7 protein-coding genes are annotated in these 18,686 nt (G+C 37.7%); 5 read left to right on the plus strand and 2 right to left on the minus strand.

What is annotated here, in order from left to right:
• Positions 1-1,606 precede the first annotated feature (1,606 nt).
• The gene (locus tag CKF58_RS00725) at positions 1,607-3,526 is read left to right on the plus strand and encodes a hypothetical protein (RefSeq protein ID WP_119530078.1); all 1,920 of its coding nucleotides are present in this window, start codon (positions 1,607-1,609) and stop codon (positions 3,524-3,526) included.
• 139 nt (positions 3,527-3,665) lie between these two features.
• Here CKF58_RS00725 and CKF58_RS00730 read toward each other — a convergent pair whose 3' ends face one another.
• Both CKF58_RS00730 and CKF58_RS00740 read right to left on the minus strand, forming a co-directional pair.
• Entirely contained in the window at positions 3,666-5,420 is a 1,755-nt protein-coding gene (locus CKF58_RS00730; protein WP_119530079.1) for a metallophosphoesterase family protein, read from the minus strand.
• A gap of 3,185 nt (positions 5,421-8,605) precedes the next feature.
• Complete coding sequence (locus tag CKF58_RS00740; protein WP_119530081.1) at positions 8,606-9,100, minus strand: DUF1440 domain-containing protein; 495 nt, start codon at positions 9,098-9,100, stop codon at positions 8,606-8,608.
• 888 nt (positions 9,101-9,988) lie between these two features.
• On the opposite strand from CKF58_RS00740, the gene CKF58_RS00755 reads away from it, so the two are divergent.
• The 4 genes from CKF58_RS00755 to CKF58_RS00770 all read left to right on the plus strand — a co-directional run.
• Positions 9,989-10,444: a nuclear transport factor 2 family protein gene (locus CKF58_RS00755; protein ID WP_119530084.1), complete on the plus strand. Its 456-nt coding sequence runs from the start codon at positions 9,989-9,991 to the stop codon at positions 10,442-10,444.
• A gap of 378 nt (positions 10,445-10,822) precedes the next feature.
• Entirely contained in the window at positions 10,823-12,373 is a 1,551-nt protein-coding gene (gene thiI / locus CKF58_RS00760) for a tRNA uracil 4-sulfurtransferase ThiI (protein WP_119530085.1), read from the plus strand.
• 2 nt (positions 12,374-12,375) lie between these two features.
• On the plus strand, positions 12,376-13,218 hold the full coding sequence (locus tag CKF58_RS00765; protein ID WP_119530086.1) for a 16S rRNA (uracil(1498)-N(3))-methyltransferase: 843 nt from the start codon (positions 12,376-12,378) through the stop codon (positions 13,216-13,218).
• 208 nt (positions 13,219-13,426) lie between these two features.
• On the plus strand, positions 13,427-18,686 hold a 5,260-nt coding region (locus CKF58_RS00770), incomplete at its 3' end, for a hypothetical protein (protein WP_222987630.1).

An 18,686-nucleotide genomic window follows, 5' to 3' on the forward strand; every position in this document is an offset into this window, starting at 1 on the left:
GTTAGATACATAGTACACCATAATATCCGCAACAATTTGATCATCCTTGATTTTAGATCAAGAGATAAATTGCTTTTCTTACCGCAATCCAGATTTATAGTCTGAACCCTAGCTAGTTAAGAACTAAGGTTCTTAACTAGCACCCATTTTTATTTTTCATATCTATCTTAAAAACAAAGTATTACTTTGAATTTACTTTTGCTTTAAGCTTAGGGGTTAAGTTCCATGCAGAACCTAACCCCTTTTTTGCGTGCATAATTTTTACTTGTAGAGAGGGGAGCTAGAGTACTAGAAGATATCCTGCTCATACTCAATAGCAGTAGAGAGCGTTGCTATAGAGTCTAATAGTGATATACCACAGATGCCAAAATTTAGGCATAAAAAAAGAACTTCCTGTGGCTGGAAGTTCAACAACCTTATGAAGTTTGTATCCTTGTAGATATCTATAGGCAGTAGATATTTGGCAACTACAAGTTACACTCGACTTAATTAGTATATGAATAAGATTTACAAATTAGTCTACCCAACCTTGTTTGGCAGACAAGGTAAAACATACTATTGGCAATCATATGTTTTTTCTAGTACTCTACTCTAGGGATAGATGATTTTATGTTAGTAATTTGCTAAGGTTGTGAACTTCCAAAGTTTTACTAGCTTGGCAGGAAAGTAAAACCCTTAGTTGCGGATCAAAATCCTACACTTGCATGTTATACGTTGGCGACTATAACATGCAGGTGTAGATAATTTCACTATGTGAGCATAGTGGATACAGCAAACAAGAAATCTAATTTGGCGAATGATTTCTTGTTGTAAAAGAACTTTGGCTGGTTCTTTTTACATCTTTACTAAGATACTTGGTGTCTTACCATTAGCAAGAATTCACTAGCAGTAAAATCTAAATAAGATATAAAGTTAATTTTTTTATTATCAACAGAAAAAAATAAAATTTTTCATAAAAAATGCTAACTTTTGTTACTTGAAAAAAATTAAAGTTAATCCTTATAGGGTAGTGCAAAATTTAAATATTTTTAGAGAGTGATTTTTAGATTTAGAGGGTGGTTTTAAGGGTATTTATAGGTAATAAACGTTTTTTGAATATAAAAGCTTACGAACAAAAAATCTTTTTTCAAAGAGAAAAGATTGAAAAATTCGCATTAATAAAACAGACGAAAATATATTTATTGTTACTTGCAAATGTAAGTTCACTCTTGGCTGAATTTAAAGTAAGACACCTAGTCGCTGCGTTGCTTAATAAGGAGAGAAAATCAGTAAATAAGCTTAAGTCTTGGAAAGAAAAGTAGAGTAAAGATATTAAGTAACGGTAGTAAGTAACGATCACACCGATGCGCAGCCAAGGGATGATAAATTTTTAGCTTAATTGCTGCCTAAGAATAGCCGTAACTCTTGCATTTAAGGTAAAATAAACACAACAACCTAAGTTCGATAGTTTTCATTTGCATAGCTCCTCCTCTTTAAAGGAGTTAGGCAAAATAGGTCGAGCCATGCCTACAAAATCTGTAGTCACTATTTTTATTTCGATCTTTACTTTTAGTATCGTTATTCCGATTTTTAACGCTTCTTCTTTCTTACTCGCAACACAACTTTTATGGCAAAACAGCATAATCTTAAGCATAAACTTGCAGTAAATGTTTGGCATAGCGCTAAAACCTTGCAAGCTCCAATCGCACATTTACAACTACAAGAGAACCTTGTAGTGGTTGATTATGCGCAAATTTATCAGTTTTACCCATTAGTGCCATGGCAAAGAGAAGTAAGAGAAGTGCAAGATAGTCTTAATGACATAAAGAGTGACATTGATACTACAACTAACATTAGCTCTAAAGGTTGTATCAGTATTCTTTTCTTTGCTTCAGCGCATGCCGTAGAGAGCTTACTCGCGCAAACACAACAAGATCATGATCAATTAGAGCTAACGACAACCGATTTATCAGTACTACTTACACAAATGCAAACTACAGCAGGACAACAAGTAGTGTGTCTTGCACCAGGAGATAGTACTAGACAAGCTATTGTAAGTGCTCTCCAAGAGTTAGCAACTACTTATCCACAAGTAGCATCTTGGCAAGTATTTACTTCAGAACAAACGCAAGGTAAGTTAGGGTTTGCGGAAAATTTAGAGTTGTTTTTAACTTCGTTAACTAAAGCTAAAGTAAAGACACAGTTTGAAATTAATTTGTATTACTTTACGAGTAAACAATCGACCTTAAGTGCTTTAGAGCCTCAAGTTATTGAACGTATTTTGCAAACGGCAGCAGAGAATACAGGACATAGTTTTAGCTGTAAGAAAATCGAGGTGCTGCGTTGTTACCAAATGCTGATTGATCTGCAGCAAATATGCACTCTTTTACTTGCTGAAAGCTCCACAAAAACAAATCCCCACTCTACAAATGAAGTAGAAGATTGGGAATTATGGCTGGATGAAGTTTGTGCGCAAAAATCCGCCCAGCAAAGTGAAGATGAGTTAGAAAGTTTAGATATTAGTAGCGGTGCTAATGAAGATAGTAGGACTAATGAACAAGCAAGTGTAGCTTTTGCAGAGGGAGAAATCGCTGATGATTTTATTCATCCAGAAGAAAGTAATTTCTTTAAGCCAGCTAAAGATAGTGCTTCTTATATCTTTAACACTCTAACTGACTATCAGTATGCTGCTTATGGTTTATCTTATGAAGTTAAGAAGCTAGACTTGGATACTTTAGAAAGTGCTGAGCAAGTTTGCCAACTGCACGAAGTTAGTGTAGATAGTAAAAATAGCACATATAGTAGTAATGGAAATAAAAGCAGTTCTTTCTTTAGTACAGTTACTAGTACACTTCGCGATTTTAAGCTTGCTCATGTTGCAAGAAGTCCTAAATCCCTAACTTGGCATGAAAGTTTACACCTTCCGGATTTTACAGTTCTCTGTCAGATAATAAATGACCTAGAGCATTTATCTCCAGCATATACTCCGCATCTATTACGACAATTAGGTTTAGAGTTAAAGCTTGATTTTAAAGCTGATATTAAGCAACAAGTAACTAACTTTAGTACCTATTTACTCTATTACTTAGTAGCAATAAATTGTCAACAACTAGCAGTAAATCCTGTTAAAGGAATTTGTGCGCAGCATCTAGCTAAGTTGTATCAGCAACTTTGTTTACGCCTTGCACAATGGCAAGTACAAATTTGCGGAGACCTGACTATTGCTAAGCAGATTTTGCAATGTCAGCAAGAGTTGGCAACTACTATGCAAGTAGGAGATAAGCTACAAGTCTTTATTCTCCCTACAAGTGAACGCGCTAAAGAATACCTTGCTTGCTATACCCAAAATCCTAAAAAGCAAAATCCTCAAACCGAGGCTGCTGAACTAGGAGTGTGGTTTGCTTTGGTTGAAAATACTGAGGTTGAGACTTATGAGTACTTGTGTCAGCAAGTATTACAACTACAAAGTTCATGGCAAGAACTTAGCACCAAAGACTATACCTCGCGTATTAAGCAATTAACCAATACTCTGCTACAGATTTGGTAAAGTTGTTTGTGATTAGAATAAATGACAGAACCCCGTAACGTAAGGTTACGGGGTTCTGATGTTTATTGCTTTTGCTAGTGCTGCACTAATTACTATTATAGATTTTGGCTTATTTTGCCTTTGGGTTGTCTGAAAACACTTAGGCAAGTTTTTCAGGATTAATAAAGCCCATGCTATAACTGCTCACACCTTGAGCATCTACTTCTTGTACTAAGAGAGCAATACTTTCATTAATCTGACGTTGGCTAATCGTTTGCCCTTGTTCTTGAATATGCTCAATAGTTGTAGCTTGTTGAGTAGTTTGCGCATTTAAAGGTGAATCTGGAATAGGAACACCGGTAATCCAAGTGTCAACTGCTCGTTGTTGGGCTTGGATTTGTTTTTGTAGATCTTTAGTGTCTAACCAATCAGCCATAGATACAGCATAGAATGGACTATTTAAACTTAAATCAGCATGTGCAGGTTGTGCTTGTAAGGCAATAAACTCACTTTGTTGCTGTTTTAAGCTTTGCCATGTAGCCTTATCAGTAATTATCGAAGTATTTGCAGCAGAAGATGTCTCTGAGCTATTTTCCACATAAAACAGACTATCAGTTTGATTACCATCTTGATTATTGACTTGCTTATCAGCTTGATTATCAGTCTGACTATTGTTGTCACTTGCTACCGCTGAGCTAGCATAAATTGTTCTTACGCGACCGATTGGTAAGCTATACAGATCATTAATATCAGTATAGATTTCTGGAGTTTTTACTTTTTCCAGATATCCCAGATCAGTATAAGCTTCAGGGCTACGATATACGGTTACCATAGTACGCGGAGTAAGTTTTTCTGCTTTGTCAGGTGAGGTTTGTGGTTGAATGGTTTCCCAACTCATAATTCGTTGACGGTGAATATGTCCGTAAATGAGCACTTGTGCTTGGCTGATTTCAGCAAGATATTGCGTATAGAGTAAATCTATATCAGCCATATGACGCATAGCCGGAGACTGTGCAGCACTTGCTTCTTGGTTATTTGGATTAGCGTGCATCTGCTCTAGAGCTTTACGTTTGGCTACAGATTTAGCGCTAATGTGTTTAGCAATGCTTTTTACCAAGCTAGTTGGGATAATCTTTTCAATGCCGCGTACTAAAGATGAACGAATATACTTACGGTATTTTTGGTAAGGTTCGTCTGAAAGGCAGAGATTATCTCCATGGCATAACCAGATGCGTAGTGCTTGTTCGTCTTTAGCTAAATACTTATCACTATGGAGTTTTTGTTCATCTAAGAAATCATGCTTACGACGCTTAAACTCGGCAACTAGTTCTTTACGGCATTCAAAATTATTACCATAAGTAACGATATTACTCGCTGTTGCAGACATGGTCGAGAAAGTAGCGCTCACATTACCTTGGTTATCACTCTTAAAGTCAACTAGCGTATTTTCAGGGATTAAGGTAGCACCAATCCCTTGAGCAAACCTCTTCCCGAGTAAGAAATCACGATTACCTACAGTAAAGAAGATTTCCACTCCTTGCTGTGATAGAGCTTGTAATGCTTGTTGGTAAGGAACAAACCATTCAGGAATAAAATCACCAATCCCTAGAGCAAGAAAATCACCAAGAATAAACAGACGGATATGTCTTTGTTCTGGTAGTGTGGTTTGTTCGGTTTGCGCGGTTGTTTCAGTTTGCGAGGTTGTGTTTGCAGGTTTAGCTTGTCTTGCTTCGCTCTCACTAGCTGTATCAGCTAGAGTTTGCAATTGCGCAATAAAACTAGCAAAGCGCTGATTGAGTTCATGTGAATCAGCGCTTAAATGTAAATCACTTATAAAAAAGTTATAGACTTTAAGGCTTTGCGAACTTGCTTGTTTCTGCAAACTTAAAGTAAAGGGGAAATTCTTGTTTGCCATAAGTATGATTTTAACTTAAGGATTGCTATGTCAATTGTTGTGTTAGCTATAGTCTTGGGTGTTAGGTCTGTTATCGCATTTGCTATAGCGTTAGTTGTTGAGTTTGTTTTTAAGATGTTGTTTGTTCTTGCTCAAGAGAGTTCTACCTTATATTTTAGCACAGGCAACTAGAGATCAAAAAAAGCTAGCAATTGGTCATTGCTAGCTTATATGGCGATAAATATTCCTCAAAGTTGGCGACTAAGAAGAATACGAACTTATAAATAAAATTTAGCGTACATTAGAATTGGCGGTTCTAATGCTGCAAAGTTGAGTGATTACTAAGAGGGGGAAATATAATAAAAAAGATTACGGATAAGCCTTTTTATTCTTGGCTTGCTTTTAGTAATCGGCAAGAACAAACCTGTACCTAAAATAGAATTTGTTCACATAAAAAGAGATAGAGCGAAATAATTGGCAGTTAGATGCTCTATCTCCAGTGAAACGAATTAGATTAGTTTACAGATTTTAAAAGATGAGATTTAACAAAAATCCCCGAAGGGCAAAAGTAGTTTCTATTAGTGTGGCATCTCATCAGATCGGAATGACTGTCATAGCAATAAATGCCAGATCTAGTCGCGAGCATAAGTGCAAGTGTCTGGTAAATAAGAATACATGGTCAATAGAAGATGAATATTAAGTTGTTAATAGTAGATTCTCTGCGAGTGCGAAAATAAAAAAAATAATTCGCCTAAACTTTGAAAAAGAGCCAGATCTGTATCTATGCCTCCGTTTAATCGTGAGATTAAACGTTCAACTTTAGAGTTACAAGGTTTATAGCTATCCTGTCAAAAAAGCTCTTGCAACTCCTGATAAAAATCTGGAGCAATGCTCACGCTAATTTTCAGTTTTCCGCAAGCCTAGGCAAATTATTTCAGACAAACACACGATAAGAGTCATTAATAATAGTAGTGCTGTGAGCAATAAAGGATATTACTTACATAGTGTATAGTTTGCAGGGGGGAAGGTCTTAATTGGTAATAAAAATACTCAAGCCCAAGTATAGAACTTAGGGCGCCTATGCTTAGGCTTAAGTAACACTTATATTATGACTAAAGTTTAAAAACACAAAACTGAGAGCCTCGGACGTTCGAGTAAAACTCGAACCGTTAGCTATAGGCTGAGGATTTGTTCATGATAAGGTGCTTACCTATAGCTAACCTCTAAGTTTTGGATCCTGCAAAGGATAAGGTAACGCCAAGTAAGGTTGGTAAAAAATATAAATAGTAATCTTAATCTTCGATAGCTTACTCCTATCGCCACTGTGCTTAAGTGCAGTGAGATGGGAGTAAAAATTTGCATATAAGGAGCTAAGTCTACTTGGCGTATTAATTTGTTGCTACTTAGTTAACCTGGCTTAAGTATTGGTAACTAAATAGCCTAACTAGTTGGTAATTGGCTCAATTAAGAGCTAATTCAGAGATCTGATACTGTATAGATAGGAGAAAAAACTAGAGCTCAGTCTAAAGTAAAAGGTACATCAATACTTTAGAAACTGAGCCTGCATGGTTGCTATCTATAAGTTGCATACTCTCTGTTGGCTAAGTTGATATTTAACAAAGGAGAATCAACTTAACCATAGAGAAATGGAGTCGTTGATGTCTAGGGTAAATCGATTTGGGCGCTAAGGCACGGAAAAGAATTAGTTGCAAGCAACTAATTCCGAGCAGGGGACTTATCAATTTACCCTAAGATACAATTTATAAATGATAAAGATTTTACAAAATGGGCTTAAGTTAAATTAATAAGTTTGCTCGTTGCTCTAGGCATTGAAGCAAAGTAAAAATTGTGCGTCTTACGACTTAAAAACTGGGAAGAGTTTGTCAGGGGTTATCACAAAGGCTACTTGTTGCTGTTGCATTAGTTTAGACGTTGTTGCAAGAATTTAACCCAAGAATTTAACCTAGAGTTATGCTTAAGGATAAGTAAACTAAAGCAATTTAATCTGTAAACAGGTTGTAAACAGATCAAAGTAAATTGTGGATAACAGCAAATCTATTTGGCGGTAGATTTGCCATCTTTGTTAACTGTAGATTGTATAAGAGGTCTACATTTACAATTAAAAAGAAAGTAATTTTTATTCGCTAAATCCCTAGTAGTGTGCTTATTACCTTTCTTTTCTTGGCCTGAAAGGTGCACACTAGTATGAGTTTTTATCTCTCAATAATGAGAAATAAAGTCATAGATATCTATATGTACTAATGATCGAAGATTATCTAAGTCTGATAAAGTGTTTTTTCTCATTAGCTAAGTGCACTAAAGACTTTACTATTATTTCAAACTTAATTTAGTTTATTGATCGAGCGAAAAAAAAACTAAATCAAGTTTTTCAACCGAAAAAATTTTATATTACAAGAATACAAGTCAAGTTAGAAGAAAAAGTTCACTTTGAAATAGATAGACCGTTAGATATAGATATCTATGTGGGTTTTTAATTAACTGCTCTCATTATATTGAGTTAATTGTCGAATACCAAGCGTAAGGATCAAGAATGTGTCGGATGTGTGAACTAGATCACACTTTTTTTTAAGTTAAAGACATTTTGGAGGGGTAAAAGTGCAAAATTTGGCAAAAAGTGAAAAAGTTTGCCATATATAAGCAATAAAATATATAAAAATATAAAGGTCTTCATAATTCGCACGAAAGGCTATAAAAACAGCCCTAAAAAGGGTATTTTCAAGGCTAATTTTCGGGTATTTTTTATTTATTTTGCCTGTCAAGAGGTTTTTGTAACTTTTTTTAGACTTGCAAAACGAAAAAAATTTAGGTATTTACTAAAAGGCGAACGTAAAAATCTAGATGTTGGGGACATTGCAGGTACAGACCAAGGATTGCTCAAATAGAGAAAGGATGCCGATCTGGTAAAGATGGGATGCATATTGTGGAGTACAGCTCAGGCAAAGAAGTGAAGAGAGAATAATAAAGATTTACTGGTAAGGGGAAAGGTAAAGATCTTGGTCGGTTGTACAGATAAGCTTAGTGGTATGGCTCACGCTCTGTTACGAATATGGATTAAGGATATGCAATAAGGATAGATGTACAGATATACATTAAGCTCGGTTAAATTAACCGAGCTTAAAACATAAATCTTTAAGGATGAGCTTAAGTTTTACAGGGTAAAACTAGCTGTTATAGATTATTGGCAATTATTTTTTCGCAAACCATTGACCGAAGATTGGACGACCAAAGTAAGCTAATACTGCGATCATACAGATTTCAATAGATACAGACCAGTAGATGTGACCTAAGAACTCTGACCATAATTCAGCAGCATTTAAGTTCCATAACCAACCAGTTGCACCGTCTGCATATACAGGGTTACGGAAGCCTAATAGAGGAATTAAGAAACCGTGCATTACTACAGTAATGATAATACCGTATAGAGCACCGAACCATAAACGTGTTTTAGGACAAACGATTGATGCTAAAACATAAACTAATGCAAAGGCAAAACTAAATAACCAGTGGTAAAGAGTTACAGCACCTAAAACTTTTGCACCTTGATATACATAGTCTAATGAGTGTTGATCAATACCTAACCAACCTAACCAAGCATCGATGTGTGCACCTGGAGGTGAAATTTCACCTGGAACACGTGGTGGCATATTTACTTCTGAACCCCATTTAACTAGTGATGACATAAAGCCACCTACTAAAGTAGTCCAAATAATTACGCGCGAGTTAGCTTGTCTAGGAGTTAATTCTTTTTTGTCATATATACGTCTCCTAACTAGAATCTAGGTATTAAGAGCCGTAGTTCTAGTTTGCATATCAACTTTTATGTGTGTTTGAAATAGTAGAGTCAGGGGAAATGGAAAACAACCTAAACCTCTACATTGATGAGCCTAATTATACTCTTGTTTATATGTTACCCACGAAAAAATTTCTGGGAAATAGTTTAGTTAAATGCTCAGAAAATATAAGGCTATTTATCGTTGTTTTTAAGCATTTGAAAATCAAGGCAATAATTGAATAGTTAACTTTTATGGTTAAGTATCAATTTGATGAAAACCTGACAACTTAGTAAGCAATAGACCATAAGTGTTCAAGACAAAAGTAAAAGCTGAAAGAATGATGTGTACGTAATACCAATGGCTGATTGTTGAATGCTGCTCAACAAAGTTATAAGAAAAGAGCTAATAATAAAGTGTTTACTCATCAATTAAACTCTTCTATAATGAACCCAGAAACAAAGATACAACTCTCACAGACACTTTTACCAAAATACAATCAATACAACTTAGACAAACAACACAACTTAGACAAACAACACAACAAACATAACTAATAAGGTAACAGCTAATAAGGTAATAGCAAAACAACTAACAAATTACAAACAATGTAAAAACCAAATAGTAACTAAATAGCAAGCAAAAAAAACTAGCTAAAACCAACTAGTTAGTAATCAAAACAACAAGTAACAAACAACAAATAAGTAATAAACTACAAACAATTTAACAAATAAGTAACACAACAAACAACTAACAAGCAACAAACAACTAACAAGTAACAAACAACAGGAAATAATTATGACAGTAGCAAATACTTTAGAAACTATTTTAGAAAAACAAGCATTAAAAGAACTAGTAGATACTTTCGCTAACTTAGCCGACGTTAAAGACGTAGCAGCCCAAGGTCATCTCTTTACCGATGATGCCAAAGTAGTCTCTCACATTAAAGGTCAAGGTACAAGTGAATTTATTGGTAAGGAAGCAATTGTAGCTGGCTTTAGTGCTTTCTTAGCTAATTTCAATGATGTATATCATGCAAATGGACAATTCTTAGTAACTGATCTGACTGATACTACAGCGCAAGCAACTCACTATTGCCAAGTAGCTTTAACTTCTGAGCAAGATGGTGTAGCGAAAATGACGAAATTCTATATCCGTTATGAAGATCAGTACGTAAAAGTAGACAATAATTGGAAAATTGCCCAACGTACCTCACACTTCTTAATCGTTGAGAACTATGATTTAGCAGTTTAAGATGATTTCTGATTCAGCTTTAAATCGTCTAAGATGATTTATGACTTAGACGTCTAAGATTGATCCATTTTTGGTTCTTAATAAACATATTTGTAGGCTTAATCCCAAGATAAAAATCTTGGGATTTTTGCGTATGTTGCAAAATTGTCTCCGCGAGTAAAAAAGACCTAAATTTAACGCGCTAAATTGCGGTTTTTGCTGCCTTTTTCGGGAAAAACATCGCTAAACGCGGTATAATATACAGGCTTGTAGCCACCTTTGTTTTGACTTGGCTATAAGTAATTATTTAGGCTATTTTTTTAGAGTAAGATCTCTGTTTCTAAGCCCACAGTAATATCACTGCTTGGGCTTTTCTTCTCATGTTTGTAAACAAGTTTTATGTATTTACGTATTAAATTACACCCTGAGATAATGACTAAAAGCGATTCAGTACGTAAGCGCTTTGTGAAGATCCTTTCTTCGAACATCCGTCAAAGTCTCAAAACCTTTAACTTAGACTGTAGTATTCAAATTAACTGGGATAACATCTTAGTTAGAGCTAAGTGTGATCCGATGCTCTATAAAGTGTTTGTGCAAATTCTATGCCAAGTACCAGGAATTCAAAAAATCCTTCTAATTAAAATGGTGCCGTTTGTTGAAGATAATCTGCACGCTTTATATGAAGAAGTATTTGCCTTAAATGCTGCTCGTCTAGAAAATAAAACCTTTTGCGTGCGTGTAAAACGTAAAGGTAAACACCAAGTTAAATCGATTGACATTGAACGTTACGTAGGTGGTGGTTTACGTCAACACGTGCTAGGAGCAACAGTTAACTTAACTGCTCCTCAAGAAACGGTGCAAATCGAAATCGATAACGACACAGCGTTCTTAATTGAACATACGTTTAATGGTCTGGGAGGCTTCCCTATTGGTACGCAAGATGCAGTGTTAAGTATGATCTCTGGTGGTTATGACTCGGCTGTATCTTCATGGCAAATGATTCGCCGCGGTTGTAAAGTGCACTATGTGTTCTTTAATCTCGGAGGACATGAACACGAGTACTACGTAAAACGTATTGCGCGCAAAGTATGGCAACACTATTCGGCAAGTCATAATGTGAAGTTTGTCTATGTAGACTTCTACAACATTATGCTGAATATTGCTAATAGTGTAAGTGATGGCTATACCGGAGTATGCTTAAAACGGATGTTCTACCGTGTAGCAACTGCTATTGCGCATAAACTAGGCATTGATGGTCTAGTAACAGGAGAAGCTTTAGGGCAAGTAAGTTCTCAAACTCTTAAAAACCTTGGCGTAATTGAACGTGTAACTGATTTACCAGTCTTACGTCCTCTGATTGCTATGGACAAAGAAGAGATCATTGCTCAAGCGAATCAAATTCAAACAGCCGAAATCAGTGCTAAAGTGCAAGAGTTCTGCGGCATTATGGGGAAAAAGCCAACTATTGCGGCTGACCTTTCACGTTTAGAGGAAGAGGAAGCTAAATTAGATATCGAGGCTTTAGTAGCGCAAGCTTTAGAAACTGCTAAAGTAGAAAACTTACGTGATATTGCCAAACAAGATCTAGCCCACATTGAAAGTACCCAACTAACGTTTGTACGTAGTTTAGGTGACAATGATGTGGTAATTGATGTTCGTGATAGTGAAACCTTTGAGCGCGCGAATAACCAATGGCCTGTGCCAGTTTTAAATATTCCGTTCTTTAAACTAGCCGAAGAATTTGCCTCACTTGAGCAAAGTAAACGTTATGTACTTTACTGTACTAAAGGACTACTAAGCCGTATCCAAGCAGTTAACCTAATCGAAAATGGCTATAAAAACGTAGTAGTCTTAAGCAAAGACTTTAAGTTTGATGAGCATGGTAAGCCGATCCTTGCCGCAGATGGCGAGCAAGCAAGCGAGCAAACGACCTCTCTTACAGGAAAATAATTATGCGTCTGTTTCGTACTTATCATCCTGAATTAATTAAGCAACAACCTCCGTTTGTGTTAGATTTAAGTGAAGAAAGCTATCATCACTTATGCCGTGTGCTACGCTTACCTGAAGGTGAAGAAATCCATGTAGTTGATGGCTCGGGCGGTCACTATGTAGGCAAGCTCACTAATATCAAGAAAAAGTCAGCGCAAGTTGCTATTAGCGATTACGTACAAGCGACTAATGAACCTTTAGTACAAATTCATTTAGTACAAGGCATTAGTAAAGGTGATCGCATGGAACTGACGATCCAAAAAGCTGTAGAACTAGGAGTGAATGAAATCACTCCAGTGTTCACTAAGCGCGGCGAAGTGCGTCTAAACGAAGAACGTTTAGAGAAGAAAATGCGCCAGTGGCATGCGATTATGGTGAATGCTTGCTTACAATGCTACCGTGATACGATCCCAACCTTAAATCCTCCAGTTAGCCTTGAAAACTACTTAAAACAAGTAGCAGCTAACCAAGATCGTCCAGTTTTACATGCTCGTGCTTATCAAGCATGGCAAAGCTACGATCAACAAGCAGCGCAGATTCCTAATCCTGAAGATAATGTGAACTATCAACAGTTATACATTAATCTTAATCCGTTTGCCGGAGTGCGTTTAAAACAAATCGCTCCACAAACCTACCAACGTGTAACTATTCTGGTTGGTAGCGAGGGTGGACTGGACGACGAAGAAATCTCTAAAGCGCAAGAAGCTGGATTTACGGACTTTAATTTAGGTCCGCGCGTGCTGCGCACCGAAACTACAGGATTGGCTGCCATTGCCATTTTACAATCGCATTTAGGTGATCTGTAAATTGCGCTGCACCCCCAAAATGATACAAACTAACCAAATATCATTTAATAGGGGATCTTTCTTTAGCATTCTCTTCTGAGATTGTTGGGATCTATATTGAGATCCAGACATTAGATCTTTTTGGATCTATTAAAACTTAGACTTGGCATGTTCCATGCCCAGCCTAAAATTCTTTCAAACTAAATAATTAACCCATGCAGGGATAACCATGCAGAATTATTTAAATAAATACTTTGTTTTTCACTATCAAGGTAAAGAGTTTGGAGCTAAAAACGATAGCTATTACCTGATCCTTAGTGCTACTCCAGGTGATGTAGATCACATGCACGCTTGGGATCAGTATGGGATTAACTCGTATGATCTGTGCTCTTACTTTGATAACCGCTTAAATTATGTCGGTATTCGTTTAGGTGCTCAGACCAAGCAGCACTTTAGTCTAAATCTGCGTGCAGATTTAGCCGCAAGTGCTGGGACTAACTTAAACTATATTCCGGTATATGAAGGTGGTAACTCTCCAGATCTAGGGATGTTAGTGCATGATAATCTCTCACGCATGACCTACTACTTAGATCAACGTCATTCAGAATTACTCCTTGTAAGTATTGGTAAGTTCTACCAAGAAGTTGAAGCTGACTTAGATGCTATCGACGATGCAGCTAATCAAGTGGCACAAATGTTTGCTCAAGCGGAAACTTTACGTGAGCAGCAAGTAGTGCAAGAGTCTGGCATGAGCTTAGAGCATGCTGGACACTTAGCTATGCTTGATAGTCTAAAGAGCCAACTTGAGTTTTTACTCGAGGGTGGTTTACGTACGACTTGGCAAGAAGATGATCCTGTAGTGGCATTTGCTAATCGCTACGTGCCAGAAGATGTAGACAATGATGACCAACGTTCACTTCTTACCGAACTAGATGTAGAAGAAGGCTATTACCCTGTACCTAAAGCTTTACGTGAAACTCCACGTCATGTATATGAACAACTAAGTTATAACTTAGGAGTTAAAGAGAGCATTCACGGCTTTGGTGAGGGTTTTGCTGCATACATTTACAAGAGAGAGGGTGGTGATTTTTTAGTTAAAAGCTTAGAGATTTGGGGCTATCAAGAAGGGATCGCGGAAAAAGCCAAAGACATGCTTGTCGAGCATCAAATTACCGGTAAGCATGAGCCACGCGTAGTACAAATCGATGGTAAAACCTACGTTGAACCACAAAACACGGAAATTACCCTTACTGATGGCACTGTACTATCGGTAGATGATTATGCTAAGCTCCTTAAGGAAAACCCAGAGAGCATTAATAAAGCTGCGTTAGAAGCAAGTAAGGTTATTACTTATGACCTGGTACGTATTTTTGGGGATCAGTATGTCTACGGCAGTAATATCTACTTAAGCTCGGGCTTTAAGTGGGCATTACAGGTTTTACTACATGACTTCCGTAGCCAAGATGCTAATTTAGTACAGCAAATTAAAGACCAGGCTGTATTAGCAGTTCGTGTGTTACTTGCTGATGTAAATGCAGCTCTAGCGCAAGTACGTGCAAATATTGCCCAAGCCCAAGCTGAACATCTAGCTAAACTTGAACAAGGCATGCTCACACGTGAAACCTTAAGCCACAAGTTAGTTTCAGAATACCATCAATGGTTCACTAAGCCTGAAGCTCTTTCAGCACGCGACTATGTACGTGCATTTGCTGGACAAAAGTTTGCACAAGAGAATGCGTTCTTAAACTTTGTGGGACAAGTTGAACAAGCCCTTGCAGAGCAAGAACAAGCAAAACAGCGCGCAAAAGCATTCCGTAAAGAACAACCGTTCTTAGCAGGAGCTCCATCTTTCCCTTTTGACGATATAAGAGAGAAAGGGGTTGCGGCACGTGCTTTACCAGGTTGGATTCCTGGAAGCTTAGGTGAGATTTTAGGCTTTGACTATGTTGAAGGCTGTAATCTAGCCCAACGTATTCTGCCTCGAGACTTACCGGCTGCCGAAGTAGAGAAGTTTGTTTCGCGTTTTGCGGCATTAGATCGTGCGTTAAATACACTCTTTAAACGTCACTTAAGCTTTAAACGTTTATTACTAAGTGATTTAGCTAAAGACGTTAATCACTCGAATCTGATGCAAAATGCTACTTCTTACCAATTAGAAAATGGTAAGAGATATGCTGTGTTTGATAGTTTTACCGATATTTCGGATCTACTCGAAGGCTTCCAAGAGCGTGTGGCTAGTTATGAACAAGAAGGTGCAAGCCCAGATCATTCAGTGTTCTTAACTGCAGGTCTTAATCCGCAAGTACTAGAAAACGTAGATTTTAAAGATCTTTATTTCTCGCTATTCAAAGACTATACTCACGAGAACTCTTATCGTGAAATTCTAGCTAATGAAGGCGCTCTAGCCCATGACAATAAAGAGTTAGGTTACTACGTAGATTACTTAACCCTGCAATTTGCTTTAGGCTTCATTACGTTAGATGAGTATTTTGTGCAACGTTTACGCGGGGTAGAAGCAGCCTTTGCAATTTCGCATGTTAACTTTGAGTTAGTAGGGCAAATTAGAAATTACGATCTGCCAAAACTAACCGATCTCGTTAACCTAGAAGATGTTGAAGAGTATTGGCAAAAATACCAAAACCAACGCTGTACCAATCACGATCACGTATCAGATGACGAGATTTTTGCCTTAGTACAAAGTTACTTTAACGAAGAGATTAGTCCGATTGTTCATCGTGTATACCAAGAGTTAAAAGCTCAAGGTTTAATTGGTAAAACCGTTAAAGAAGCGTTTATTACCTTAGAGCAAGCATTTGCGCAAGCGCAAGATAAACCAGCGGATCCAACAACGCCTCCAACTAAACACAAAGTGTACTTAGGTAATGGAGAAGTAATTGAGGTTGAAGATATTGCCGCTTACTTTAGTCCGGAACAAGAAACTACGCCTCTGGTTACCGATACTTTAACTGCGAATTCTTTTGTTGCTTGTACGAGTCAAGATCAAGAAGCCTTTGCAGAACAGTTAGCAACAGGTGCAGTAGCGAAGAGCACCGAAGATGTAGCTGATGGTGAGGCACAAGCTAATACTCAAGCAAGTGCTCAAGATAGTACTGCAAGTAAAGGCAAGGCTAAAACTAGTGCCAAAGCAAGCACTAAAGCTAAAGCAAGCGTCACTAAAGCAAACACAGCAAATGATGAGCCAGTTCCTGCACCAACTCTAGGACAAATGCTCCATCCGCTGCACGATATGTTTAGTGGTAAACCACCGGTGTTTGCTTATGCAACTACGGATGTAAGTACTCCAGCTAAACGTCGCAACCTTGAGTTACCTAATGGGGATCGCGTAATCGATTTACCATTTATTGTTGAGAATTTACCTCAACTAGCTAAATTAGTGGCCGAGCACAGCTTAGCAACTAAAGCCGCTTATGACAGTGCATTTAAATATGCGCGTCCTTATCACCACCAAGAACCATCATTATTCTTAGGTGAGAATGCCCAGCGTCAAGTTGAATATGCACTCCCACTAACGGTAAATAGTGCAAACTTTAAAGATCTCATTAACCTCTACGACTTAAAACACTTAGAGTTTAAAATCTACGTAGGTTTAGAGTCTTTATACTATCGTGCGCCACGTGAAGAAGATAGTCAGCAGTTTATGCGTCCGGATAGTTCATACGGCTATCAACGTTTTAAACCGGAACTATTAGCTGTATCGATGTACGATAAGGCTCTGTTCAACAATGACGTAACAACCCTACGTCAAAAATACTTACTTGACGAAAACCGCGGAGTACATAACTTTATGTACAGCCTTAAAGACGGTGCTATTAACTTAGGCGTAACTAATGCCCGCTTACGTAATATGCTGCCGACTTTTGCGGATCCAATTCGTCAGATGCGTATCGACGTTTCGCATTTACAGAACTTAGAGCACGTAGATCGTTTACCACCTGGTAGTTTAGATAATGCAAGCTGGGTATTACGAGATATCTTCCGTACAGGTTATGCGGTAATAAATAATCCGGTTGATGTAGTAATTCAGTTACGTGATAAGTTTGCACCACGTGCCAATAAGGTAAACCCAAGTTCATATCTCGACAGTAGCTTAGCCGCAAACTACAAAAACGAAATCTCAGGTGGCGGGAAGCGTCGTCTGTTTTTCGGACAATCAAGCATTAACTTACCAGAGTACCGTGAAGTACTAGCTGGGGCAATTGTGCGTTATGCCGAAGAAAACGAGTTAATGAAAACTGCTCCAGGCAAGCATAAGTTTGACTATCAAGCGCTTGGGGCAAGTGCAGAGCAAGCTGTACGTTTATTAAGCAATAAACATAAAGATCTTACAGCTCTACCTGAAGAGTACGATTATCAAAGTCAAGCTATTAGTAATACACTCAAACGTGAACAGCTAACAGCACAATTAGCAACAGTAGAGCAACACCTTGAAGCTAATAAACGTGATAATTTAGCCTCTTACATTAATATCCGTGTTGCGGATACACAGCAGAAGAACTTACTGCACGATCAAGTAGGTGCGCACGTAGTTGCCAAAACCGTACCACCTGGTGATGAAAGCATGGAGCTTGTGTTCACTGAACTACCGAATTACCTCGAGATCAAACGTCTGTTTGCGCGTAATTTCGTCGAAGTAAAACAGTCATATCGTGAGTTAGCTTACTTAACGGATAACCTAAAACGCTGTCGTGCAAGATTAAAACGTTTACACGACTTTGCCGAACAAGATATGACACCTGAGCAAACGCAAGAACTAGCCGAGCAAATCGGTCGCGTGTACATTGAAACACGTGAAACCATGCGTTTACTCAATGCTCGTAGTGATCATTTAGAGAAACTAAGTTCATCACAAAAACTCAATAAAGGCTTAAAACGTATTCTGAATGCTTATCATCATATTTTTGAAGAAGGCGAGAAAGAAACTACTAAAGCCATCAAAGATCTACGTGAAGTAGATATCGATATTACTCTACCTCTTGATGGACAAAATAATCCTGCTACTCCTGCTCCAGAGGATATGCCGGTTGTAAATTCTCTACTGCAAAGCATTATTCGTAGTGCTATTGATGGACAAATCGATCCAAGAAGTGAGCAAGCTCTAGAAATTCAAAAAGCCCTAGCTGATTTAGAACAAGAGTTTGCTGCTTTTGAAGAAGAGATTCGTCAAGAAGAATTAGCAGCACAACAAGCGCAAGAGCAAGCTGAGAAAGAACAAGCAGAGGAAGATGCTCAAGACGAAGAGCAAACTCCGCAAACTGCTAAAGCACGTAATCGCCCTACAGCAGATACGTTTTATAGCAGTTCTGAGCATGACGATGACTTCGATGACGATGACTTTGGCGACGATTTCGACAATGAGTACGACGATGACTTTGACGACTTCGATGATGATCTAGATGATGATTCGGATGAAGATCAAGATTATGATTTTGCTGATGATTCGGATGATCAAGATTATGATTTTGCCGATG

It is taken from the genome of Psittacicella hinzii, assembly GCF_003585935.1.
Taxonomy (GTDB): Bacteria; Pseudomonadota; Gammaproteobacteria; order Enterobacterales; family Psittacicellaceae; genus Psittacicella; species Psittacicella hinzii.